Raw genomic sequence first — 23,329 nt, 5'->3', positions numbered from 1 at the left:
ATAATTAGCCCTGAATTATGAAGCTATCTTATATCAGTGCAATGTTACTAGTTCGCCGGCGGGTATTTGTTACAATCCGCCCTTATTTTTTTTGACCAGCAGATAGGGTAAGAATGGCTCAGCAGGATATAAAAACATCGGGGCAACCAGCACCCGGATTGCGGCGCGAGCTGAAAGCGCGGCACTTAACCATGATTGCTATTGGTGGTTCTATCGGCACCGGTCTGTTTGTCGCCTCTGGGGCGACCGTTTCGCAGGCAGGCCCAGGCGGGGCATTGCTGTCTTATGCGTTGATCGGGCTGATGGTGTACTTCTTGATGACCAGCCTGGGTGAACTGGCGGCCTTTATGCCGGTGTCCGGTTCTTTCTCCACCTACGGCGCCAAATATGTGGAAGAAGGCTTCGGCTTCGCGCTGGGTTGGAACTACTGGTACAACTGGGCGGTGACCATCGCCGTTGACCTGGTAGCGTCGCAGTTGGTCATGACCTATTGGTTCCCGGATACTCCGGGTTGGATCTGGAGCGCGCTGTTCCTGTGCTTGATGTTCCTGTTGAACTACATTTCGGTTAAAGGTTTCGGCGAAGCAGAATACTGGTTCTCACTGATCAAAGTGACCACTGTCATCATCTTTATCGCCATTGGCGTGCTGATGATTTTCGGCATCCTCAAAGGGGGCGAGCACGCGGGGTGGCAGAACTGGACCATCGGCGACGCGCCGTTTGCCGGAGGGTTCTCGGCGATGATAGGCGTGGCGATGATCGTCGGCTTCTCGTTCCAGGGTACCGAGCTTATCGGCATCGCGGCCGGCGAATCTGAAAATCCGGGCAAAAATATCCCGCGCGCGGTGCGTCAGGTGTTCTGGCGTATCCTGCTGTTCTATATCTTCGCGATCCTGATTATCAGCCTGATTATTCCTTATACCGATCCGAGCCTGCTGCGCAATGATGTGAAAGACATCAGCGTCAGCCCGTTCACCCTGGTGTTCCAGCATGCCGGTTTGCTGTCGGCGGCGGCGGTGATGAACGCGGTGATCCTGACGGCGGTATTGTCTGCCGGTAACTCCGGGATGTACGCCTCAACCCGTATGCTGTTTACTCTGGCGTCGGAAGGCAAAGCGCCGCGTATCTTCGCCAAACTGTCGAAGGGCGGGGTGCCACGTAATGCATTGTATGCGACGACCGTGGTTGCGGGCCTGTGCTTCCTGAGTTCGATGTTCGGCAACCAGTCGGTTTACCTGTGGCTGCTGAACACCTCGGGTATGACCGGCTTTATTGCCTGGTTGGGGATTGCCATCAGCCATTACCGCTTCCGTCGTGGCTATATGATCCAGGGGCATGACCTGAACGACTTACCTTACCGTTCCGGCTTCTTCCCGCTGGGCCCGATCTTTGCCTTTGTGCTGTGCCTGATCATCACGTTGGGTCAGAACTATCAGGCATTCCTGCAAGATCGAATCGACTGGTACGGCGTGACCGCGACCTACATCGGCATTCCGCTGTTCCTGATCATTTGGTTCGGTTACAAGCTGACGCGCGGCACCCGTGTCGTGAAGTACAGCGAAATGGAATTCCCGAAAATGGACGTGAATTAACGTCTTGTATGAAACGCGGCGGGAGCCCGCCGCGTTATCCTTATCCCCTGACTAGCTATTCCTTCCCTTTTACCGTCAGCGCCCGCTGCGCCGCGGTCATCAAACTGTCAACCGATTGATAATCCTGGGTTAACGCCAATACGCCGGTATTGAGCTGCAGCGATACCTCACCGAATGCGCCAAAAGCGTAGGGGGCTTCCAGTGCCGGAATGAAGCGTGCCAAAAATTCACCTTCGGAACCGTAAGGCAGGTCGTGAACCAGGATCAGAAACTGGCCGCCGGTATAGCGGCAGACAAAATCACTGGGGCGCACCAACATTTTCAGGCGTTCGCCGATGGTGCGCAGCACGTCATCGCCGATCTGCACGCCGTGGCTCTGATACAACGCCGCCAGCGGGGTAAAGTCGAAAATAAACAGATGGGAAAGCGGATGCACCGTTGCCGAAGGACGACAAATATCCTGCATCACGGCTTCACCCCCTGCACGGTTGAGGAAACCGGTCAAATGATCCTGATGGGCGGCTTGCTGTTTTTCCGCGCTCAGGGTGACGCGCTCAGCGAGCTGGCGATGATAAGACGTGGTCAACCCATGGACCAACACTAGCCACAGCGGGATGATATCCGCCAGTAAAAACAGGTTTTGCACGCGTGACAGCGGCGCGGCCAGCAAATAGGGCAGCGTCAGCACCATGATTTCCAGCAGGGCAAAACGCGGTGCTGCGGCGTGGCGTTGCATCAGCCAGAAGGCCAGTCCGGTAATCAGCAAGCCGGCAAACAAGATGAGCACCATGCGGCCAGAAAGCATGGCCATCAGGGCGACAGCGCCCACCAGTGCGCACCACAGCAGTACCGTCACCAGCATCGCGTTGGGCCAACGGAGCGGATTGGCTCGCGCCAGCCACCAACGTCCGCCGGTCAGCAACAACAGCAGCAGCAACAGACCCACGCCGATCGCCTTGTGGCTCAGCCAGATATAGCCCAGCAGCAGCAACGCCACCCCGGCGGCATTCAACCAGGGCGTGGCGGGAGAAGGCACCAAGGTAAGCCGCATCTGGCGTTGTAATTGGGCGTCATCAGCCAGCCGTGGGCTTTGCACCAGCCAGTGCAGCAGGGCGGGTTTTTTAGGCGTTAACGCAGGTGTTCGACTTCTCATTGCAGCCTCTTTGATAAGGGTCCCGAAAACCGGCCCTAAATATCCGGCCCGGCGCGGGCGCCAGTGACCAGTCAGGATTTGGATTCTATGTGGTTTTATTGCAATTTGTCACAGCTGTGCAGAGTGGGGCGATATTTTCGGAATTGTTAACCCTGGGCACTGCGGCGAGGGTATGGCAAGGGGTCGGTTAATAACGTTATAAAATAAAGTGTTACATCTTTATATGGCAGGTAATAGCTATTGATATGATTGATAAGTATTATCGTTTGCTTTATTGTTAGCGGCTGCTTATTCCGTTCAGGCGGCCGTTTCCGCGCCGCTGTGGTCATTGTCGTAACAGGTATCCGAAATAATGAGCGTATCCACCGATCCTATGCCTGACGCCAAGGGGAAACCCGACGTCAACGCCATGGGGCGTTATCACCATATTCTCCGCCACCGTTTATTGATGATGGGGGTGTTGGCACTGGCGATTATGGGTTCGCTGCTGCTGGATTTTACCATGGGCCCATCCGGGCTTTCTTTGTCTTCCCTGTGGCAAACCCTGATTGATCCTGCGGCGGCCGACGCCGGCACGCGGGTTATCGTCTGGGATATCCGCCTGCCTTACGCCTTGATGGCGGTGGTGGTGGGCTTTGCGCTTGGCCTGGCCGGTGCAGAAATGCAGACCATCCTCAATAACCCACTGGCCAGTCCCTTTACCCTCGGCGTCTCTTCTGCCGCGGCTTTCGGTGCGGCGCTGGCTATCGTGTTGGGGATTGGCGTTCCGGGCATCCCCGATCAATGGTTTATTTCCGCTAACGCGTTTATTTTCGCCCTGTTCGCCGCATTGATGTTGGACGGCATTACGCGTTGGACACGGGTGGCCACCTCTGGCGTGGTGCTGTTTGGCATCGCGCTGGTGTTCACCTTTAACGCCCTGGTTTCCATGATGCAGTTTATTGCCAGCGAAGATACGCTGCAGGGGCTGGTGTTCTGGACTATGGGCAGCCTGGCGCGGGCTTCGTGGGACAAACTGGGCATTTTGCTCGGCGTATTCGTCGTGCTGCTGCCATTGTCGATGATGAGCTCGTGGAAGTTGACCGCGCTGCGTTTGGGTGAAGATCGTGCGGTGAGCTTCGGTATCGACGTGCGCCGCCTGCGCCTGACGACCCTGTTGCGCATCAGCATTCTTTCCGCGCTGGCGGTGGCCTTTGTTGGGCCTATCGGTTTTATCGGCCTGGTGGCGCCGCACATCGCCCGAATGATCTTCGGTGAAGATCACCGTTTCTATTTGCCGGCCAGTGCGTTGATTGGCGCGCTGGTACTGTCGATGGCCTCCGTGGCGTCGAAAAACCTGATCCCGGGCATTATCATTCCGGTGGGCATCGTTACCTCGCTGGTGGGCGTGCCATTCTTCCTGAGCATTATTCTGCGTCATCGGGGGAATGTATGAATCAGGGATTGCGTATTGAAGGCTTCTCCGCTGGTTACTCCAAGCGTCAGGTTATCAGCAACCTGGCGGTTCCGATGCTGCCGCGCGGGCAAATCACCGTGCTGCTGGGGCCGAACGGCAGCGGTAAGTCAACGCTGCTGCGCTCGCTGGCGGGTTTAAACCCTGCACAGGGGAAACTGTGGCTGGACGATATCGATTTGATGCAGATGCCATTCGCCCGCCGTGCGGAGAAGGTAGTGTATTTGCCACAGTCATTGCCAGCCGGTGTGCATCTGCACGTGCTGGAATCGATCATCGTGGCGCAACGCGCTTCGGGCGGCCGCAGCAATGCCGGCAGCGAGGCCGAGGTAATGGCGCTGCTGGAGCAGCTTGGCATTGCCCACCTGGCGCTGAGCTATCTCGATCAGCTTTCCGGCGGACAGAAACAGTTGGTGGGGTTGGCGCAGTCGCTGATCCGTCAGCCTTCGTTGCTGCTGCTGGATGAACCGCTGAGCGCGCTCGATCTTAACTATCAGTTCCACGTGATGGATTTGGTACGCAAAGAGACGCGCAAACGCAATATCATCACGGTGGTGGTGGTGCATGACATCAATATAGCGCTGCGTCATGGCGATCACGTGCTGATGCTGCAGGATGGCGAATTGATTGCCGACGGTGCGCCGGAAGAGGTGATCACGCCGCAGAGTCTGGCGCGGGTGTATGGCGTTCGTGGGCGCATTGAGCGTTGCTCGCAGGGAACGCCGCAGGTGCTGATTGACGGGTTGGTGAACCAACCGTCGATTTGATCCCTGGTGGATAGCAAAAAACCCGGCACTTCACAGCGCCGGGTTTTTTATTACTTCTTGTTCAGCGCTTTGGCGACGCGTTCGACGATATGCTGGCTGGTGATGATGCCGCCGGAAAGATAGACCTCAGCCGCCGGCAGATAAACCACCTGACCTTTCTTGACCGCTACGGTATTTTTCAACGCCGTGGTGGTGAGGATCTTCTGCGGAGCTACCGCGTTCGGACGACCGGTGGCTGCATCGCGATCGATAATGAACAGCCAGTCCGGGTTCAACTGAGCCACTTGTTCCGGGGTGAGTTTATTGCCGCGGACATCGGCGTTGTCGCTTTGCAGCGCAGACTGGAACCCGAGGGCGTCATAGGTAAAGCTGAAACGGCTCTTGGGCGCGTAGGCGCTGATTTTCCCGCCGGAGAACAACACCACCAGGCCACGCCCGGCTTTGGCCACCTGCGGTTTGATCGCCGCAATCTCGGCGTCCAGTTTGTCTACTGCAGCCTGAGCCTGCGGCTGTTTATCGAATAGCTCACCCAGTTGCAGGGTGCGCTGTTTCAGGCTGCCCAGTTGATCCTGCGGATCGATTGCCATATTTAACGTCGGCGCAATGCCGCTGAGTTCGGCATAGGCCTTGGAGGAACGACCGGCGATCAGGATCAGATCCGGTTTGGCAGCGCGTAGCGTGGCCATATCCGGCTCAAACAGGGTCCCGGCATTGAGGTATTTGGCATTTTGGTACTGTTTCAGGCTGTCCGGTAGCATGGTGCGGTTGCCCGGCAGTGCCAGCGGCTCTACGCCCAGCAACTGCAATGTTTCCAGTGAAGCATAGTCCAGCACCACTACGCGCTGTGGGTGCTTTTTCACTTCGGTGGTGCCGTTCAGATGTTGAAAACTGACGGTCGCAGGAGCATCCGCGGCCGGCGTGCGAACCTTGCCGTTACAGCCGGCCAGCGCGATACAGGCCAGCAGGGCGAGAACCATAGGGGAGCGGCGTAATGTCATTGTGGCTTCCTTGGGTGAGAGAAATAAAAAGGGCGCGCAGCGCGCGCCCAAAGTGGCATCAGAAGTTGTAGGTCATGCCGACGGTGTAACGGCGGCCATCCAGCACGGTATTGTAGTTATCGTAATCGACGGTCTTGTCGAGGATGTTGTAAACCCCGCCGGTCACCATCAGATTTTTATTCGCCTGGTAGCTCAGGCCGGCGTCAACAAAGGTATAAGACGGCGTGCTCTTGGCCATCGAAGAGCGGCTCATGTAGTCCGAAGTCTTGCTGCGGAAGTTAACGCGCGACCACAGGCTGACGTCATGCGTGGCCTGCCAGTCCAAGACGCTGTTAACCATATGCTTCGGCATTTGGTTCAGCGGTTTGCCCTGGAAATCCCCGCTCTTCTGTTCGGAGGTGGTGTAGGTATAGTTGGTGGTCAACTGCCAATCTTTGGTGATTTCCCAACCGAAAGTGGCTTCTACGCCGCGCATATTGGCTTTATCGACGTTAGTACGGTCGCTGATGAAGTAATACGGCGTATTGCCGATCATGCACTGCGCGTCGCCGTCGCCGCTGTCACAGCGACGCACTTCGGTGATTTTGTCTTTGAAGTCGGTGTTAAACAGGGTAACGCTGGCGTTCAGCCCTTGCTGGTTATCCCACATCACGCCGATCTCTTCGCTCAGGCTCTTCTCTGGCTTCAGATCCGGGTTACCGATAATGATTGAAGTACGGCCACCGCCGGTGATTTGCCCCCAGCCGGCGGAGGATTGGCGCAGATCCGGTGAGCGATAGCCCGCGGAGACGCCGCCTTTCAACGTAAATTGCTCGGTTAGGTGCCAGACGCCATACATGCGCGGCGTCCAGTGGTTGCCGTAGTTCTGGTCCTGATCCATACGGATACCGCTGGTCAGGCTGAAGTCGTTGGTCATCGCCCATTCGTCTTCGGCAAACAGCGCCCAGCTCCAGCGCGTCAGCTGGTTCAGCTTATCGGCTGCGGCTAACTGATTACCGCCATCACTCAATTTTTCGTAACGGTACTGGCCGCCCAGGTTCAGCATATGGCTGCCGAGATCAAACTGGGTTTGCGTATTGAAGATGGTGTTGTACATCTTCATATCGCGGCCGGGGTTGTTGGTCTCTTCGCGCTGAATATAACTGGTGGTGTTGCCGAAGTCGTAATAACCGTTGTGGGTTACCGCGTAGTTGGTACGGGTGTAGAGGCTGTCGCTGGCACTGTTCGGCGTACACTTTTTGTTGCGGCAGTTTTCGGTCGCCATGGATTTACCCGGCGTACTGTTACGATCCTGCAAAGAGCGGCCGACTTCGAAATCGAAGTCGTTCTGTTCGTTTGGCGTCAGGCTGAATACCGCGGTGCCGCTGCGCATGCGCTGTTCATTGAAGCCGTTGAGGATTTGGTCCTCGGCGCGGCGCGACAGCAGGCCGTTGACCCGCAGGCCCAGCAGGCCTTCAATCAGCGGGCCGGAAGCGTAGGCGTTGGTCTGGAAAATATCGCCGGAATTGCTGTTTTCCTGGAAGGTGGCGTCACCGTGCAGTGAACCTTTCCATGCCTGAGTGGTGGAGGTTTTGCGGGTGATGACGTTGATTACGCCGCCCATGGCGTCGGAGCCGTACAGCGAAGACATCGGGCCGCGTACCACTTCGATGCGTTCAATCGCTTCCAGCGGCGGCAGCCAGCCTTGTTCAATGCCTGCGTTGTCGCTGTTCGGGCGGGTGCCGCGGGTGTCTACGCGTTTGCCGTCGACCAGGATCAAGGTGTATTTGGAGGACATGCCGCGGATGCTGATATCGCTGCTGCTGCCACCGCCGGTTACCACGACGCCCGGCACGTCTTTCAACGCATCGGTAATATCGCGGTAGGCTTTGTCTTCAATTTGCTGACGTGGGATGACCGAAATGGACGCCGGGGAGTCCTGGATTTTCTGCTGGAAACCGGAAGCGGTTACCACCATGGTGTCCTGAGCGTCTGGTTGCGCAGCGACGGCGCCGGCGCTGGTCAATGTAGCAATGATCAATGCGGTTAATTTGTTATAACGTGGCTTTTCCATGAGGCAAACCTTTCCTGGTCTGATGTAAATCGACAAAGTGTCGTTTTAACGTGTTGAATAATAATTAGAAACTTGCCCCGTCATTGCGGGGTTCGCCGTTTCGTCAGGCTATTGTAAGGATTTTCGACAAAATGTAAACGCAAATGATAATTCGTATCATTTGTATGTGTTTAGGCGAGGGGAATCATTAACCGCATGAATACAAGGGAAAAAGGGCGCAGCAGAATCTGCGCCGAGAGAGGGAGTTAGCGTTTCTGGATGTAGGTTATTGCCAGCGCCAGGGCCAACACCAAACCTTTGATAATGTCCATGGCATAGTAGGGAACGGAGAGCATCACCAGGCCGTTTTGCAACACGCCGAGGATCACCGCGCCCACCAGTGTGCCGAGCGCGTTGGGCTTGCCGGAGCCGGCCAGCGAGAAACCAATGTAAGCGGCAGCGACCGCATCCATCAGATAACCGCCACCGGCGTTCACCTGCGAAGAGCCGATACGTGACGCCAGCAATATGCCGCCAAGCGAGGCCAGAAGGGCAGAGATAACATAGGCGGCAACCCTGTAACGTACTGTGCGAATACCCGACAGGCGCGCGGCTTCCGGATTACCGCCAATGGCATACATGCGGCGGCCATGTTTGGTCAGCGACAGGAAAAGCTGCACCACTACCGTGACTGCCAGCATGATCAACACGATCACCGGCACCTGGCCCAGTGAGGAAAAGACCTCCGGGATCAGGCCTTCGGCCATATCGCCGTTCGGCAGCAGCATATTCTGGGTGATTGATCCGCCGTAGCTGTAGGTCATCGCCACGCCCTGGATCACAAACAGGCTGGCCAGCGTCGCCAGCATATCGGGGATTTTCAACACCACGATCAGGAATGCATTGAACAGGCCGACCAGGGTACAAATCAGTAACGTCAGCACAATCGCACCGGTGGTGCCGAAGCCGTACCAGACGAACAGCGAAACCACCAGGGCGTTGGCCAGTGAAGCGGTGGAGCCAACGGAGAGGTCGAAACCGCCGACCGACAGCGATATCGATACTCCGATGGCGATGACTGTGACGATGGCAATCGAACGCAGAATATTGATGATGTTGTTCGGATCGAGGAAGTTGTCCGACGCTATCCCGAACAGGGCAATCAGCGCGACAACGGTGAGTAACATCCCCCATTTGTAGAGAAACTCAAACAGCTGATGGCGCCAGGGTTGCGCAGTTTGCAGGGACAATTCTTTACTCACGCTGGGGTTCCTCCGGTGGAATACAGTAATAGGGTTTCTTCATCAATGTCGGCGGCATTCAGTTCCGCGACGACCCGGCCATCCCACAGCACGCAGATGCGATCGCACAGGCCGACCAGCTCCGAGAACTCGCCGGAAGCATAAATAATGCCTTTGCCGTTGCGTGCCAGGTCGTCGATCAGGGTGAACAGCTCTTGTTTGGCCTTGATGTCCACACCTTTGGTTGGTTCGTCGAAAATCAGTACGCTAGCGTCGCCGCGCAGCCATTTGCCAATCGCCACCTTTTGCTGATTGCCACCGGAAAGCCGCGCCAGCTTCTGCTGCGGTCCGGAGGCGCGAATATTCAGGTGCTGCATGATGTCGCGCGCCCAACGCAGTTCCTGGCGGCGGCTGAATAGGCTCCAGCGGGAAAAGCTGTCGTCGGCGCTGACGCTCAGGTTCATCGGAATAGCTTCGTCGATAAAAATGCCTTCTTTACGCCGCTCTTCCGGCACCAGCGCCAGCCCTTGCTCGACGCTAAGATGTGGAGCGCGGGGGGCCCAGGGTTTCCCCAGCAGTTCCCCCCGTTCAATTCGCGCAGGTGAGGCGCCAAATAACGCCTTGCACAGTTCGGTTTTTCCCGCGCCGGCCAGCCCGGCGATGCCAAGAATTTCCCCCTGATGCAGTTGCAGGCTGACGTCGCGCAGCTTATGGCGATCGTGCAGGCCTTCCACCCGTAGCAGCGGGCGAGAACCGTGCGGTGGGCGTGGGGGCGGGAAAATATCGTCCAGCCGGTGACCGAGCATTTTCTCGACGATCTGCTCGCCGCTCAGGCCCTGCATGGCATCCTCACTGACGTGACGGCCATCGCGCAGCACCGTCAGGCGGTCGCAAATTTCACTCAATTCGTGGATACGGTGGGAAATAAACACCACGCCGATACCTTCGGACTGCAGGCGGCGCACCACGCGAAACAGGCGTTCGCTTTCGGCGCGATCGAGCGGGGCAGTGGGTTCATCGAGCACCAGAAAACGACAGCGGTGGGAGAGCGCGCGTGCCAGCAGCACCTGCTGTTTTTCCGCCAGGGTGCACTCCGACAAACGCTGGCGCAGGTTAATAGTCAAATCCAGCTGTGTCAGTAGCTGCGCCGCCTGACGGTACAGTTGCGCCCAGTTAAGCAGATGGCCCGGTTCGTTCAGCCAATCGAGCATGATGTTTTCCGCCACGGATAGCGTGGGGATCAACGCCACGTCCACTTCCTGCTGCACCACGTGGATGCCGTATTGCCGGGCTTGCAGCGGGGAATGAATATCCACTTGCTGGCCGTCGATAAAAATCTCGCCGCGATAATGGTCGTGCGCGCCGGAAAGGATCGCCATCAAGGTGGATTTTCCTGCCCCGTTGGCCCCGACCAATGCGTGTGTTGAGCCTCCTTGCAGGGTGAAATCGACGTTTTGCAGGGCATTGAAGCCGGCAAAGGCGATCGAGATATTGCGCATCTCGAGGCGTGAGGGCGTAGGGGTTGGCATAGTGTAATTAAAGACGTTTAGGTGTTTAGATGGCTAAAGTAAGTCTTTTGTAACACAGATTGCGTATTTCGCAACAAACTAAAAGGCATAACTGAGATGAAAAAATTCCTGGCGGATGACGCTAGAATCCCAGGCGGTCGCGCAACGCATAATAGGCCGCTCCCAGGGCGGTGAAAGGCACACGCAGCTGGCGGCCCCCAAAGAAAGGCAGGTGTGGCAAGCGAGCGAAGGCGTCAAAACGTTCGGCATCACCGCGCAGCACTTCGGCGATCAGCTTGCCGGCCAAATGAGTGCAGGTGACGCCGTGGCCGCTATCGCCCTGCATATAATAGACATTGTTTTCCAGGCGACCGAATTGCGGCATGCGCGAGAGCGTCAGCAGAAAGTTGCCGCTCCAGCGGTAATCAATGCGCACCTGTTTCAGCTGCGGGAAGGTTTTCAGCATTTTGGGCAGGATCAGCGGATCGATATCGGCGGGATCGCGAGCGCCGTATACCACGCCGCCGCCATACAGCAGCCGGTTGTCGGCGGTCAGACGAAAGTAGTCCAGCAGGTAATTGCAGTCTTCGACGCAGAAATTATTGGGCAGCAGCGACAGCGCCATATCTTTGGATAACGGTTCGGTGGCGAGGATTTGTGAGCCGCAGGGCATGCTCAACCGGCTGAGCCGCGGCTCAAGCCGATCGCCAAGGTAGGCGTTGCCGGCAGCGATCACAAAGTTGGCGCTGACCGAGCCTTGGGCGGTGTGCACCTTTGCCGGTTCCGCGTAATCAATGCGCGTGGCGGCTGACTGTTCGAACAGCCGCCCACCGTGACGGCGCACCGCGTCGGCTTCGCCCAGCGCCAGATTGAGCGGGTGCAAATGGCCGCCGTTGCGGTCCAGCAAACCGCCGACGTAACGATCGCTGGCGATCTCGCGGCGGATAGCCTGCCGATCCAGCCATTCCAATTGGTTATTGCCATAGCGCCGCCAACGGGCCTGTTGCCGCTGCAGCGCGTGGCTTTGTTTAGGGTTCAAAGCGGCGAAGATGCCGCCGGGCCGGTAGTCACAGGCGATGGCGTATTGATCGATGCGCTTGCGGATAATCTCTGCGCCTTCGAACATCATGCTGCCGAGCATGGCGGCGGTGTCAGCGCCATAACGCGCTTCAATGACGTCGATATCGCGGCTGTAAGAGTTGACTACCTGCCCGCCGTTGCGGCCGCTGGCACCCCAGCCGATGCGTGCGGCCTCCAATACCACCACGTCATAACCGGCTTCGACCAGATGCAACGCCGACGACAGGCCGGTGAAGCCGCCGCCAATAATGCAGACGTCGCAGCGGATACCCTCGTTCAGCGCCGGGTAGGGCGCGAACGTGTTGGCGGTGGCGGCATAATAACTGGCAACGTGTTCCGTCATGGGGCCTCCGCCGAACAAGGTCAGAAGGTAGTCGGGGTATGTGCGCTGACGATGCGGCAGACGCGCGCCGAGGTATTGCTGAAGCTGTGTGGAATGCCGGTGTTGATGGCATAGCTTTGACCGGCGGTCAGGCAATGGGTCTGGCCGTTGATCGTCAGCATGATCTCACCTTCCAGCAGGGTGCCGATCTCCTCGCCCTGGTGCTTTATTTTTTCGCCGGTGGTAGTGCCGGGCTGATAGGTTTCCAGCATCATCGCCAGATTGCGCGTTGGACTGCCGTTATGCACCAGCTTCATCGATACCCCCTGGCTGCCTATCTCAATCAGATCCTCGGCTTCTATGACCACTTTGGGCTCATTGGCGGCTTCAGGTTCGGCAAAGAAGGCAGACAGCGAAAGCCCATAAACTTTCAGCAGCTTTTGCAGCGTACTGATAGCCGGACTGACTTTGTCCTGTTCGATGGTGCTGATTGCGCTGTGGGTTAACCCGGACAGTTCGGCGACCCGGCGCTGCGACAAACCCAATTGCAGACGGATCTGTGACAGGCGCTTACCCGGCGCCAAGCTGACTTCGCTCATAGCGGTACTTCCTTCTGGTAGGGACGACAGGCAGAAATGAATATGGGTATCAGGTGCCTGCCTGAGTGATATCGGCACAGCATGATATCGGTAGTTGTGTCGGAATTGGAAAATATATTGCCCATGACCACCCCCGTTTTGGCGGACGAAATTCTGCACGTAAAAAGAGTGTTAACGCCTTTTCGGTCAATATTTTATCAATTTAGCAGCCGGTGGCGAATAATCAAACAGGATTGTAACATTTGCAAACTATTTGTGTTAAGGCTATGTTTCATATTATGGATGTTATTTTGAGCGCCCGCTGTGGCGCAGTCTACAGAGAAATCAGACCATGTGTTGAACCTATCGGCAGGCGGACGCAGCAGCGTTCTCAAAGCATAATGGCGGGTGATGTATGCAAACCAATATCGCAGCAGTTGAAAATTTTGCACAGCATAATGAAGAGAGGCGAAGTAGCGCGTTCCAACGTGAGGTTGCTCACTATTTGGAACGCCATCCCTCAACGCAGTATATCGACATCCTTCTCACTGACCTGAATGGTTCCTTCCGCGGTAAACGTATTCCCGTCTCCGGACTGAAAAAATTGGAAAAAGGCTGCTACTTCCCCGCCTCGGTATTCGCTATGGATATTTTGGGCAACGTGGTGGAAGAGGCGGGCCTGGGTCAGGAACTGGGCGAACCGGACCGCGTGTGTATGCCGGTGGCAGGAACGCTGACGCCGTCAGCGGCGGATCCGGACAATATCGGTCAGGTGTTGCTGACCATGCTGGATGAAGATGGTACTCCCTTTGACGTTGAACCCCGTAATGTCCTGAATCGAGTTTGGCAGGCATTGCGCCAGCGCGGCATGTTCCCGGTGGTAGCGGTAGAGTTGGAGTTCTATCTCATTGATCGACAGCGAGACTCTGAGGGGTATTTGCAACCGCCCTGTGCGCCCGGCACCCAGGAGCGCAATATGCAGAGCCAGGTTTACTCGCTGGACAATCTGAATCATTTTGCCGAAGTACTCAACGACATCGACACCCTGGCGCAGATGCAGGGCTTACCGGCGGACGGTGCGGTGGCGGAAGCGTCACCCGGCCAGTTTGAGGTAAATCTGCAGCATACCGATAACGTGCTGCTGGCCTGCGATCACGCGCTGTCGTTGAAACGCCTGGTACGGCTGGTGGCGGAAAATCATCACCTGCACGCCACCTTTATGGCAAAGCCCTATGAGGAATACGCCGGTAGCGGCATGCATGTGCATATCAGCATGCTGGACGGCAACGGCAATAATCTGTTCGTGCAACCCGATGGCGAAGACTCGGCGCTGTTGCACCGTGCGCTGGCGGGGATGATCACCCTGATGCCGGCCTCGATGGCGCTGCTGGCTCCCAATGTGAATGCCTTTCGCCGCTTCCAGCCGGGCATGTATGTACCCACTCAGGCGTCCTGGGGGCACAACAATCGCACCGTGGCGCTGCGCATTCCCTGCGGCGAGCCGGAGAATCATCGCGTGGAATACCGCGTAGCGGGGGCAGATGCCAACCCTTATCTGGTGGTGGCGGCGATCCTGTCAGGCATACTTTACGGGCTGGACAATGAATTGCCATTGCCTGAGCCGGTGACCGGTAATGGTCTTGAACAAGAAGGGGTGCCGTTCCCCATTCGCCAAAGCGACGCGCTGTACGAGTTTGAGCATCAGCAAGCCTTGACGCAGTATCTGGGCGAACGTTTTGCCCACGTTTACCATGCCTGCAAGATGGATGAACTGATGCAATTTGAGCGTCTGGTGACTGAAACCGAGATTGATTGGATGTTGAAAAATGCCTGAAGGGGCGTAAAATGTGTGGCATTAACTTGATGTGCGATAGAACGATAGCGGATTAATTCACCTGTAAGGGTTGTTTTCCGAACGATCGCGAAAAGAATTTGTTTAAGAAGCCTTCCTGATCTTGTCATCAGGAGGGTTTTTGGTGCAAAATATCCCTAATGCAGATAGCCGACGTTTTAACGCGTCGGTTATTTTTTTTGCATTTATGTTCTACAAACTGTGCGTTTCATACACCAAGCGAGGCCGGACACCGATCCGGATAGATAAATAGTTTCGTGCGCGATCAAACAAAACTTTATGGTCGTGACTCATGAGGATAAGAAAGATGGGGCAATTTTTCACTTTAGCACCGGTGCCCGCCGGTTTCCGCTGCGGTCGCAGCGATTATGGAGCAGCCAAGGCAGCCTTGACTCGTTATCCAGCTTCCAATCCCCTTCTTTTTGAATTCAGTCGCAAGTTGCGAAGTTTCCCCGCAACCTTAAGTCTTGGCGTGTCTATATTCCGCAAGGCAGAAGGTAAGGGGGGGCTGCGCAATGTCCGATAACATCATCAGCGCCGCACCGGCTCAACGCGCACAGCTGCGTAAAACCCTGACTTTAGTTCCGGTAGTGATGATGGGCCTGGCTTACCTGCAGCCAATGACCATCTTCGATACCTTTGGCATCGTTTCCGGCCTGACCGATGGTCACGTCGCGACGGCGTACGCCTTTGCTCTGCTGGCGGTTCTGTTTACCGCACTGAGCTACGGCAAACTGGTACGGAAATTCCCGTCCGCCGGTTCTGCTTATACCTATGCCCAGAAGGCCATCAGCCCGCACGTCGGCTTTATGGTGGGCTGGTCATCACTGCTGGACTACCTGTTCATGCCGATGATCAACATTCTGTTGGCAAAAATTTACCTGGAAGCCATCTTCCCGGGCGTGCCTTCGTGGATCTTCGTGGCAGCGCTGGTCGGGCTGATGACGATTTTCAACCTGCGCGGCATTAAGCTGGTAGCAAACCTGAACTCCATTATCGTGGTGGTGCAGGTGGCGATCATGATCGTGTTCCTGTTCCTGGTGGTGAATGGCATTTCGCATGGCGAAGGTGCAGGCACGCTGATCAGCAGCCGCCCGTTCTGGTCTGAGAATGCGCACGTGGTACCGATGATTACCGGCGCGACCATTTTGTGCTTCTCGTTCCTCGGTTTTGACGGCATCAGTTCGCTGTCTGAGGAAACCAAAGATGCAGAGAATGTGATCCCGAAAGCTATCTTCCTGACGGCATTGATCGGCGGCATCATCTTTATCGTGGTGTCTTACTTCGTGCAGCTGTACTTCCCGGACATCTCGCGCTTCAAAGATCCTGATGCGTCCCAGCCGGAAATCATGCTGTACGTGGCCGGTAAGTTCTTCCAGTCGGTGATCCTGGTGTTCTCCTGCGTAACCGTACTGGCTTCAGGCATGGCGTCGCACGCCGGTGTTTCACGCCTGATGTACGTGATGGGCCGTGACGGCGTATTCCCGGAGCGCTTCTTCGGTTATGTACACCCGAAATGGCGTACTCCAGCGCTTAACGTGCTGTTGGTCGGCGTGATTGCGCTGTCTGCGGTGTCGTTTGACCTGGTGACTGCGACGGCGTTGATTAACTTCGGTGCGCTCGTGGCGTTCACCTTCGTGAACCTGTCGGTTATCTCGCAGTTCTATATCCGCGACAAGTTGAACCGTACCGTTAAAGATACCTTCAACTACCTGATCCTGCCGGTATTGGGGGCGCTAACTGTTGGCGCACTGTGGATCAATCTGGAAGCCAGCTCAATGACGTTGGGTCTGGTATGGGCGGCGATTGGTCTGATTTATCTGGCCTTCGTGACGCGCAGCTTCCGTCTGCCGGTACCGCAGGCTAGCGAAGACGTGGCTTAAGCCTTTATCGCTAAGCATTAAAAAGGGCGCCTTGGCGCCCTTTATTGTTTTTGTTACCCCACCAACTCTTTGCCGTATTCAAACAGCGCTTTCAACAGCGCGGTCTTTTCTTTATCGCCTTCATGCAGGTTATACAACGACTCCAGTTGCAGCACGTAGCTCTGCACTCGCTCGGCGCTTAATACTTCCTGGCGGTGCTGTAACCAGCGGCGTTGCTCGGCGTCGTCCAGCGTATTGGGATAGTTGCGAGCACGAAAACGGAACAACAGTTCCTTCATGCGCCCATCGCTGAAAGTCAGATCCAGTGCCGGCAGGTTCTGTGGCTTGGTTTGCTGGATGATTTTCATCGCAGCCTTGTCGGCATCGCTGAAGAAACCGTCATACAGCCGGGCGTCGACGTCGTCAGAGCCTTTGAAAGGTTCGGCTTCGGCGAACAACGCCACCACTTTTTCGCGCACCTCCGGATGCTGGCGCAGCAACTGCAAGTTTTGCAGGCAGGCCTGACGGTCGATCCCCAGTCGCTCGGCGTTTTCCGGCAACAAGGTCTTGGCCGGCGCCAGTACCGGGCACTTGTTGATATGCACCAGTTTGATCGGTACCGGTGATTGTTCGGGCGCCAGATCTTCCCGGCGGGTATACAGCCGTTCGCGCAGTTCATCGGCGCTCAACGTCAGTAATGGCGTCATGTCACCGGCTAAATCGCACATGATGACGGCGTTTTTGTTGTCCGGGTGCCAGGCCAGCGGCGATACCCAACTGGTGTTGCCGCGCGCGGCGCCGAACATGCCGGAAACGTGCACCAATGGCGTCATCTCTGCGATGTCGATCAGGGCGTTCAGCTTATGCTTATTGCGGTGTTGCAGCAGGAAATCAAACAGTCGTGGTTGTGCCTGTTTGACCAGTTTGGCCATGGCGACAGTGGCGTAAACGTCTGACATGGCGTCATGGGCATGCTCATGCTCGACGCCGTTGGCACGAGTCAGGTGTTCCAGCCGGAAACTGGGGAAGCCGTCTTCGTTTTCTGGCCACACGATGCCGTCCGGGCGCAGCGCATAGCAGGCGCGCATCACATCGAGCAGATCCCAACGCGAATTACCGTTCTGCCAGCTGTAGGCGTAGGGATCGTAGAAGCTGCGGTAGAAAATATTACGGCTGACTTCGTCATCGAAGCGGATGTTGTTGTAACCGAGAATGCAGGTGCCAGGCACGCTGAACGCCTGATGGATCTGCCGCGCAAATTCGGCCTCGTTGACGCCTTTGGCCAGCGCCAGCTGCGGCGTGATACCGGTGATCATCACCGCTTCAGGATCGGGCAAGTAGTCATCGGCCGGGGTGCAGTAGATGACCAACGGCTCTTCGATAATGTTGAAATCCATATCGGTACGCACACCGGCAAACTGCGCCGGGCGATCCATAGAGGGACTTTTACCGAAGGTCTCGTAGTCGTGGATATAAAATGTGGCCGGTGCCTTGCTGCTCAAAATCGCATCTCTCAGGTGGCGTAGGGAATATTGCTCTATTGTAACGGCGAGATGTGCGATGCCAAGCAGTCGTTAGCGTTAATCACCGAAATGAGTGGCATTACGCATTGCGGTAGTAGTTCAGGCGCAGACGAAAGTAGGGACGTAAATAATCGGGCACTTGTTCTTCGGCACTGGCACCGTTGTTGTTGGGGCTGATGCCATAACGTTCGTTATAAATAACGCTGAGAGCGAGTAAATCGGCTTCAATTTTTTCACGTTCTGCTTGTGGCAAGCTATCCAGCTTTCGACCCATATTATTCTCCCTGTGATCATAGGGGCATCATAGGATCCTTAACCCAGCTTGTCCCTACCCCATTCAGGGGGGAGGCGCATCAAGTGTGTGAACGTGCCTGCAGGGGCTGGCTTGATGCCGCTGCCCCCTGATAATGCTGAGAGTATTTGGCCGTATATTCCTGCTGATTTTGCAACTGTGCGCGATCAAAGGCTTTATGGGCCGATAACACACCACCAATCACCGCCAGCCAGAAAAGGCTGCACAGGACTAGGATGCCCAACCAGACTTTTTGGTTATAGCTCATAAAAACTCCTGATGGATAAAGAGAATGATATTGACCAGGGAATTAAATCAGAGTTTATATCAATGCTCTGTCAACGGCGGTGTTTATTATGGTTTGTTTTTTATTAATGTGTTACTAAATACCGCTGCGATGTTTCAAAACATTCCTTAAGATAATATTAAGAAAAGATAAGATAAGACTACTGAGTTTTATTTAATATCCGTTTAATTACCCCCACATACAATCAGCAACATTCAATACCAATGTGGGTACGCATTATGAAAACTCTGCTGTTAACCGGCGCTACCGGCTTTCTCGGTGGTGCAGTGCTTGAGAAATTACTGAAAGAAAATCAGGCGATTAACTATCTTCTGTTAGTGCGGGCTGATAATGCACAGCAGGGGCTAGACCGTATTCGGATGAATATGGAGAAGTTTAGTATTGAAGCCGAACTATTTTCTAAAATCACGATAGAAAATATATTGTTGGGGGATCTGAGTGAGCCAGCTGACTTTTTAGCAGACACAAGGATTAACAATGTAACGCACGTTATTAATTGTGCCGCCGTAGCCTCTTTCGGTAATAACCCCCTTATTTGGAAGGTTAACGTGGAAGGCACTTTGGCATTCGCCAAAAGAATGGCGCAGGTGTCTGGATTAAAACGTTTCCTGCATGTGGGGACGGCAATGTCTTGCGCGCCGGAACCCGGTTCACTGGTCGCGGAAAGCGGTGAATTTGAAGAAACGGCCGAGCATTTGGTGGAATATACCCGCTCCAAATCCACCATTGAGCAGCTCATGCGTCAACATTGCCCGCAGCTACCGCTGGTGATTGCTCGTCCTTCGATCGTGGTAGGGCATACTCGCCTGGGCTGTCAGCCTTCCAGCAGTATTTTCTGGGTGTTCAGCATGGCGCTGATGCTGCGTAAGTTTATGTGCTCGCTGCAGGACAATATCGATGTGATCCCGGTTGATTACTGTGCTGATGCGATGGTGATGCTGTTGAACAGCGAGACGCTGGATAACGACGTTTACCATATCTCCGCCGGTGAAGAGAGCAGCGTTAGCTTCGCGGACATCGATCGCGCCATTGCCGCTGCGCTGGAGAAGCCTCCGCTCGGCGATCACTATGCGCAGGTCAGTTATGAAGCCCTGTTGAAAATGCGCAAGCAGCTCAAAGATATTTTCGGGCCGTGCAATGAACGCCTGATGCTGAAAGCGATGCGCCTGTATGGATCTTTCGCCATGCTCAACGTGCGGTTCAGCAATGACAAAATCCTTAAGCTGGGCATGCCGAAACCGCCGCGTTTTACCGACTACATCGCCTGTTGCGTGCAGTCGACCCGGGGCCTGTCCATTCAGCAGCAGATGGTGGTGGATTTCAAATAACAGCACGGCGCCGGTTAGCGGCGCCTGCTGCATCCTCGCATTACCAGGACGAAGACGACCAGAAAACGCGCCCCAGCACCACCAATTGGTCTTTACGCTGCGGGTAGCTCAGGTGTTCGTCCTGGTATTCTTCCCGGTTCAACGAACGAATAGTGACGCCACCGTCGGGCTGTTCGATCAGCACTTTTACCCGCAGCAGGTTACCGTGGCGAATCGCGTAGGTTTTCCCTTCACGGATGCGAGTATCATCGGTATTGATCCCCACCACGTCGCCGTCTTGCAGCCGGGGCTCCATGCTGGATCCTGAAATGCGGATGATCCGCGCGGCATTCACCGCCACCCCCATCTTGTGCAGGTAGTAGCGGCGGAAAATCAGCGAAAACTCTTCACGATCGACAATTTCATAACAGCCATCGCCAGCAGAAAAATTGATATCCAGCAGGGGAATTTCCACAAACTCTTCCTTGTCCTGTTCGGTATCTTCCCACACCACCGGCTTGAGGCGGGCAGGTTGAAAATCCGACTCTGCCGCCACGTTATCGAACGGGCGCACCAATTCTTTTTCATGGAACACGTCGAACCAACCCTTGGGCAGGTTCAGTTTGGCCTCGATCCGCCTGGCGAGATTATCGCCCAGGTTACGGGAGGACTTTTCACCGCTGATTTGGCTCAACGTGGGCGAAGAGGACTCAACCAGCACCGCAAAATCATTCTGGTTGATACCCTGCCGGGCGTAGCTGGCCATCAGCTCGCGCAAATTATTGCGTCTTATTTCTTTGGTTTCCATGGCCGGATGATCGCATTCTTTAGCAAAAAGGTAAATATCGTTTTTGCTAAATTTAGCTTGCTTTAAATTTAGCAATTGGCTAAACATTGACGGGTGGACAAGGTCCATGAAGGAATTGTAGGGCGCTGCAAGTTGCGCCAGTATGAACCGGGGCGAATACTCTTGCCCTTTACAGTGGTTGGATTACACGTGTTTAACCCACAAGGAATCTACGATGTTCAGTATGGATTACAACAGCTACCGTTCGGTAGCCAGCTTCGGCCACCGGGTGCGCTTTTTGGTGCTGCACTATACCGCGCAGAATTTTGCCGACTCGGTGCAGTCATTGACCGGCAAGTCGGTCAGCGCCCATTATCTGGTGCCGGATCCCGAAGATCCAACCTATAAGGCGGCAGGCTTTAGCGGCGTAAGGATTTTCAATCTGGTCGATGAAGTCGAGCGGGCCTGGCACGCCGGCACCAGCCAGTGGGGCAATCGTTCGAATCTCAACGATACCGCGATTGGCATTGAGATCGTCAATCTGGCGAGCGGCGATGGTGAAGACATCACTTTCCCACCCTTTAACCCGCAGCAGATCGCGGCGGTAACTCAATTGACGCAAAATATTCTGCAGCGCTATCCGGATATCACGCCGGTTAACGTAGTGGCACATTCCGATATTGCCCCCGGCCGCAAAAGCGATCCCGGCCCGCAATTTCCTTGGCATCAGCTGTACCAGGCCGGTGTCGGTGCCTGGTATGACGACGCGGTGAAGCAGCGTTATCAGCATGAGTATCAATGCCAGGGGGTACCTACACAGCAAGATTTACTGGCGCTATTTGCCAGGTATGGGTACGACACCTCGGCGGCGACCAATGCAGAGGGTTACCGCCAGCTGGTTCGCGCCTTCCAACTGCATTTCCGTCAACGCAAATATGACGGTGTGATGGATGCCGAAACCGCCGCTATTTTACGCGCGTTGGTGGATAAATATGCCGCTTAAGGCTTGAGCGCGGATGAGGGACGCCTTATCCGCCTTTTCTCCCAACCCTTTCCTCCGCTAAACTGATGCTCTTTCTCGCCACTGATAACGGGATGCATCGTGCGCCTCGACAGAAAAATATCCTCGTTCGAACGTCTGACCTATCGCCATTACCGCATTGTGCACGGCGTGCGCATTGGGCTGGCGTTTATCCTGACCTTTATGCTGATCCGCCTGCTCGAAGTGCCGGAAGGCACCTGGCCACTGATTACGCTGGTGGTGGTGATGGGACCGATCTCGTTCTGGGGCAATGTGCTGCAACGGGCGTTGCAGCGTATCGCAGGTACGGTATTTGGCGCCGCCTCGGGGCTGATTGCCCTGTATCTCGAGCTTTACTCATTGCCGCTGATGCTGGTGTGGTGCGGGGTGGTGATGTTTTTCTGTGGCTATCTGACGCTCGGTAAGCGGCCCTATATGGCGCTGCTGGTGGGGATCACGCTGGCGGTGGTTTGCGGTGCGGGGGCCGGTGATATGCATACCGCACTGTGGCGCAGCGGTGACGTCATTTTTGGTTCGCTGTTGGCGTTGCTGTTCACCAGCATTTATCCGCAACGTGCTTATATTTTGTGGCGTATGGAGATGGCGGATTGCCTGGAAAACGTCAGCAAGATCTACGGCGCTTACCTGTCACCAAATATGATAGAACGGCCGCGGCTGGAGCCACAGCTGAAAGACCTGCTCAATAAGGTCGTTAAATTACGCGGCCTGATTGTCCCCAGCAGCAAAGAGACCCACATCCCCAAAGCGGTTTTCGAGGCGGTGCAGACGCTGAGCCGCAACCTGGTTTGTACGCTGGAATTGCTGGCCGACGCTTATTGGGCCTCGCGCGAAACCCACTTTATTATGCTGAATGCCAAAACGCTGCGCAGTGCGCAACTGCTAACGCTGAATTCGTTGCAGTCGCTGGCAGTAACGATGCGTGACGGCCCGCAGACACAGTTGTCGGCAGAAGCGGGGCAACTGAGCGAAATTGCCGCCGAATTGAAAACCCTGATGCAGGAGGCCAGCTTCAGTCAGCACGGCGAAGCGCCAATTTATGGCTACGTATGGTTGAGCATGGAACTGACGCAACAGTTGGAAGAACTGGGCGATCTGCTCAAGGTGTGTACCGCCAGCGGGCGTGAATAGGGGGTCAGATCATGAAGCGGGCGCTTCGGGTTTTTGTCATGACGCCAAAGTGAGTAAGATAGGGCGATGAGTGTTGTGCCTGACCGCCACAAACCTGTATCTTGGTACCATTGTGGCCGTAAGCAAATGAATCTGTGTATTACTAAAGCAAGGGTATGAAGATGGATAATGCAAATAAGCCGAGTTTCCAGGACGTTCTGGAGTTTGTGCGTATGTTCCGACGTAAAAATAAGCTGCAGCGTGAAATTGTCGACAACGAGAAGAAAGTTCGTGATAACCAAAAACGCGTGCTGCTGCTCGATAACCTGAGCGAGTACATCAAGCCGGGCATGAGCATTGAAGACGTTCAGGGCATCATTGCCAATATGCGCAGCGACTATGAAGATCGCGTTGATGATTACATCATCAAAAATGCCGATTTGTCCAAAGAACGCCGCGAACTGTCCAAAAAGCTGAAGGCTATGGGCGAAGTGAAGTAACCGTTTTTATCGGGTCAGGCATTCGC

General features: G+C 55.4%; 20 protein-coding genes. 9 read left to right on the top strand and 11 right to left on the bottom strand.

The window, feature by feature from the left end:
* Positions 1-113: 113 nt before the first annotated feature.
* Complete coding sequence (locus tag AAZT04_RS12420) at positions 114-1,592, top strand: amino acid permease (protein ID WP_041414759.1); 1,479 nt, start codon at positions 114-116, stop codon at positions 1,590-1,592.
* 55 nt (positions 1,593-1,647) lie between these two features.
* On the opposite strand, the gene AAZT04_RS12415 is transcribed toward AAZT04_RS12420, so the two are convergent.
* Positions 1,648-2,745, bottom strand: a complete 1,098-nt coding sequence (locus AAZT04_RS12415; protein ID WP_129983400.1) for a GGDEF domain-containing protein — start codon at positions 2,743-2,745, stop codon at positions 1,648-1,650.
* Between the two features lie 352 nt (positions 2,746-3,097).
* On the opposite strand from AAZT04_RS12415, the gene AAZT04_RS12410 reads away from it, so the two are divergent.
* A complete protein-coding gene (locus AAZT04_RS12410) occupies positions 3,098-4,180 on the top strand; it encodes a FecCD family ABC transporter permease (RefSeq protein WP_020827754.1) in 1,083 nt (360 codons plus the stop codon).
* Positions 4,177-4,965 carry an ABC transporter ATP-binding protein gene (locus AAZT04_RS12405; RefSeq protein WP_434680302.1) on the top strand — a complete coding sequence of 263 codons (789 nt, stop codon included), beginning with the start codon at positions 4,177-4,179 and terminating at the stop codon, positions 4,963-4,965. Before AAZT04_RS12410 ends, AAZT04_RS12405 begins: the two co-directional genes overlap by 4 nt.
* Positions 4,966-5,015: 50 nt before the next feature.
* Here AAZT04_RS12405 and AAZT04_RS12400 read toward each other — a convergent pair whose 3' ends face one another.
* The 6 genes from AAZT04_RS12400 to puuR form a co-directional block, all read right to left on the bottom strand.
* Entirely contained in the window at positions 5,016-5,963 is a 948-nt protein-coding gene (locus AAZT04_RS12400) for a siderophore ABC transporter substrate-binding protein (RefSeq protein ID WP_434680299.1), read from the bottom strand.
* 58 nt (positions 5,964-6,021) lie between these two features.
* Positions 6,022-8,016, bottom strand: coding sequence for a ligand-gated channel protein (locus AAZT04_RS12395; RefSeq protein WP_261102667.1), 1,995 nt, complete (start codon positions 8,014-8,016; stop codon positions 6,022-6,024).
* Between the two features lie 245 nt (positions 8,017-8,261).
* Positions 8,262-9,257, bottom strand: coding sequence for an ABC transporter permease (locus tag AAZT04_RS12390; protein WP_020827750.1), 996 nt, complete (start codon positions 9,255-9,257; stop codon positions 8,262-8,264).
* On the bottom strand, positions 9,254-10,765 hold the full coding sequence (locus tag AAZT04_RS12385; RefSeq protein WP_434680296.1) for a sugar ABC transporter ATP-binding protein: 1,512 nt from the start codon (positions 10,763-10,765) through the stop codon (positions 9,254-9,256). Before AAZT04_RS12385 ends, AAZT04_RS12390 begins: the two co-directional genes overlap by 4 nt.
* A 121-nt stretch (positions 10,766-10,886) precedes the next feature.
* On the bottom strand, positions 10,887-12,167 hold the full coding sequence (locus AAZT04_RS12380; protein WP_434680294.1) for an NAD(P)/FAD-dependent oxidoreductase: 1,281 nt from the start codon (positions 12,165-12,167) through the stop codon (positions 10,887-10,889).
* 20 nt (positions 12,168-12,187) lie between these two features.
* Positions 12,188-12,745 carry an HTH-type transcriptional regulator PuuR gene (gene puuR, locus AAZT04_RS12375; RefSeq protein WP_020827747.1) on the bottom strand — a complete coding sequence of 186 codons (558 nt, stop codon included), beginning with the start codon at positions 12,743-12,745 and terminating at the stop codon, positions 12,188-12,190.
* Positions 12,746-13,139: 394 nt separating this feature from the next.
* On the opposite strand from puuR, the gene AAZT04_RS12370 reads away from it, so the two are divergent.
* Positions 13,140-14,558: a glutamine synthetase family protein gene (locus AAZT04_RS12370; protein WP_020827746.1), complete on the top strand. Its 1,419-nt coding sequence runs from the start codon at positions 13,140-13,142 to the stop codon at positions 14,556-14,558.
* A 533-nt stretch (positions 14,559-15,091) separates the two neighbouring features.
* Positions 15,092-16,459 carry an APC family permease gene (locus AAZT04_RS12365; RefSeq protein WP_020827745.1) on the top strand — a complete coding sequence of 456 codons (1,368 nt, stop codon included), beginning with the start codon at positions 15,092-15,094 and terminating at the stop codon, positions 16,457-16,459.
* A 53-nt stretch (positions 16,460-16,512) separates the two neighbouring features.
* Here AAZT04_RS12365 and sbcB read toward each other — a convergent pair whose 3' ends face one another.
* From sbcB to AAZT04_RS12350, 3 genes are all read right to left on the bottom strand, one after another.
* Complete coding sequence (gene sbcB / locus AAZT04_RS12360; RefSeq protein WP_434680291.1) at positions 16,513-17,940, bottom strand: exodeoxyribonuclease I; 1,428 nt, start codon at positions 17,938-17,940, stop codon at positions 16,513-16,515.
* A 100-nt stretch (positions 17,941-18,040) separates the two neighbouring features.
* A complete protein-coding gene (locus tag AAZT04_RS12355; RefSeq protein WP_020827743.1) occupies positions 18,041-18,235 on the bottom strand; it encodes a DNA polymerase III subunit theta in 195 nt (64 codons plus the stop codon).
* Between the two features lie 79 nt (positions 18,236-18,314).
* Entirely contained in the window at positions 18,315-18,521 is a 207-nt protein-coding gene (locus AAZT04_RS12350; protein ID WP_020827742.1) for a hypothetical protein, read from the bottom strand.
* A gap of 257 nt (positions 18,522-18,778) precedes the next feature.
* Between AAZT04_RS12350 and AAZT04_RS12345 the strand changes: the two genes are divergently transcribed.
* Positions 18,779-19,888: an SDR family oxidoreductase gene (locus AAZT04_RS12345; protein WP_434680288.1), complete on the top strand. Its 1,110-nt coding sequence runs from the start codon at positions 18,779-18,781 to the stop codon at positions 19,886-19,888.
* A gap of 40 nt (positions 19,889-19,928) precedes the next feature.
* Here the strand turns inward: AAZT04_RS12345 and AAZT04_RS12340 are convergent, their stop codons facing one another.
* Complete coding sequence (locus AAZT04_RS12340) at positions 19,929-20,675, bottom strand: LexA family transcriptional regulator (RefSeq protein ID WP_020827740.1); 747 nt, start codon at positions 20,673-20,675, stop codon at positions 19,929-19,931.
* Between the two features lie 214 nt (positions 20,676-20,889).
* Here AAZT04_RS12340 and AAZT04_RS12335 point away from each other — a divergent pair, with 214 nt between their 5' ends.
* The 3 genes from AAZT04_RS12335 to tmaR all read left to right on the top strand — a co-directional run bounded on the left by AAZT04_RS12335 (position 20,890) and on the right by tmaR (position 23,303).
* A complete protein-coding gene (locus AAZT04_RS12335; protein ID WP_129983396.1) occupies positions 20,890-21,657 on the top strand; it encodes an N-acetylmuramoyl-L-alanine amidase in 768 nt (255 codons plus the stop codon).
* Between the two features lie 99 nt (positions 21,658-21,756).
* Entirely contained in the window at positions 21,757-22,824 is a 1,068-nt protein-coding gene (locus AAZT04_RS12330; RefSeq protein WP_020827738.1) for an FUSC family protein, read from the top strand.
* Between the two features lie 161 nt (positions 22,825-22,985).
* Positions 22,986-23,303 carry a PTS system regulator TmaR gene (gene tmaR, locus AAZT04_RS12325; protein WP_020827737.1) on the top strand — a complete coding sequence of 106 codons (318 nt, stop codon included), beginning with the start codon at positions 22,986-22,988 and terminating at the stop codon, positions 23,301-23,303.
* Positions 23,304-23,329 lie beyond the last annotated feature (26 nt).

It is taken from the genome of Serratia sp. Je.1.23.a, from assembly GCF_051129805.1.
GTDB lineage: Bacteria > Pseudomonadota > Gammaproteobacteria > Enterobacterales > Enterobacteriaceae > Serratia > Serratia liquefaciens.
The sequence above is the reverse complement of the archived record's forward strand: the minus strand, read 5'-3'. Positions and strand labels throughout refer to the sequence as shown.

Coding starts and splice junctions, on each gene's coding strand:
- AAZT04_RS12420 (WP_041414759.1), top strand. CDS start 114: ATGGCTCAGCAGGATATAAAAACATCGGGGCAACCAGCACCCGGATTG.
- AAZT04_RS12415 (WP_129983400.1), bottom strand. CDS start 2,745: ATGAGAAGTCGAACACCTGCGTTAACGCCTAAAAAACCCGCCCTGCTG.
- AAZT04_RS12410 (WP_020827754.1), top strand. CDS start 3,098: ATGAGCGTATCCACCGATCCTATGCCTGACGCCAAGGGGAAACCCGAC.
- AAZT04_RS12405 (WP_434680302.1), top strand. CDS start 4,177: ATGAATCAGGGATTGCGTATTGAAGGCTTCTCCGCTGGTTACTCCAAG.
- AAZT04_RS12400 (WP_434680299.1), bottom strand. CDS start 5,963: ATGACATTACGCCGCTCCCCTATGGTTCTCGCCCTGCTGGCCTGTATC.
- AAZT04_RS12395 (WP_261102667.1), bottom strand. CDS start 8,016: ATGGAAAAGCCACGTTATAACAAATTAACCGCATTGATCATTGCTACA.
- AAZT04_RS12385 (WP_434680296.1), bottom strand. CDS start 10,765: ATGCCAACCCCTACGCCCTCACGCCTCGAGATGCGCAATATCTCGATC.
- AAZT04_RS12380 (WP_434680294.1), bottom strand. CDS start 12,167: ATGACGGAACACGTTGCCAGTTATTATGCCGCCACCGCCAACACGTTC.
- puuR (WP_020827747.1), bottom strand. CDS start 12,745: ATGAGCGAAGTCAGCTTGGCGCCGGGTAAGCGCCTGTCACAGATCCGT.
- AAZT04_RS12370 (WP_020827746.1), top strand. CDS start 13,140: ATGCAAACCAATATCGCAGCAGTTGAAAATTTTGCACAGCATAATGAA.
- AAZT04_RS12365 (WP_020827745.1), top strand. CDS start 15,092: ATGTCCGATAACATCATCAGCGCCGCACCGGCTCAACGCGCACAGCTG.
- AAZT04_RS12355 (WP_020827743.1), bottom strand. CDS start 18,235: ATGGGTCGAAAGCTGGATAGCTTGCCACAAGCAGAACGTGAAAAAATT.
- AAZT04_RS12350 (WP_020827742.1), bottom strand. CDS start 18,521: ATGAGCTATAACCAAAAAGTCTGGTTGGGCATCCTAGTCCTGTGCAGC.
- AAZT04_RS12345 (WP_434680288.1), top strand. CDS start 18,779: ATGAAAACTCTGCTGTTAACCGGCGCTACCGGCTTTCTCGGTGGTGCA.
- AAZT04_RS12340 (WP_020827740.1), bottom strand. CDS start 20,675: ATGGAAACCAAAGAAATAAGACGCAATAATTTGCGCGAGCTGATGGCC.
- AAZT04_RS12335 (WP_129983396.1), top strand. CDS start 20,890: ATGTTCAGTATGGATTACAACAGCTACCGTTCGGTAGCCAGCTTCGGC.
- tmaR (WP_020827737.1), top strand. CDS start 22,986: ATGGATAATGCAAATAAGCCGAGTTTCCAGGACGTTCTGGAGTTTGTG.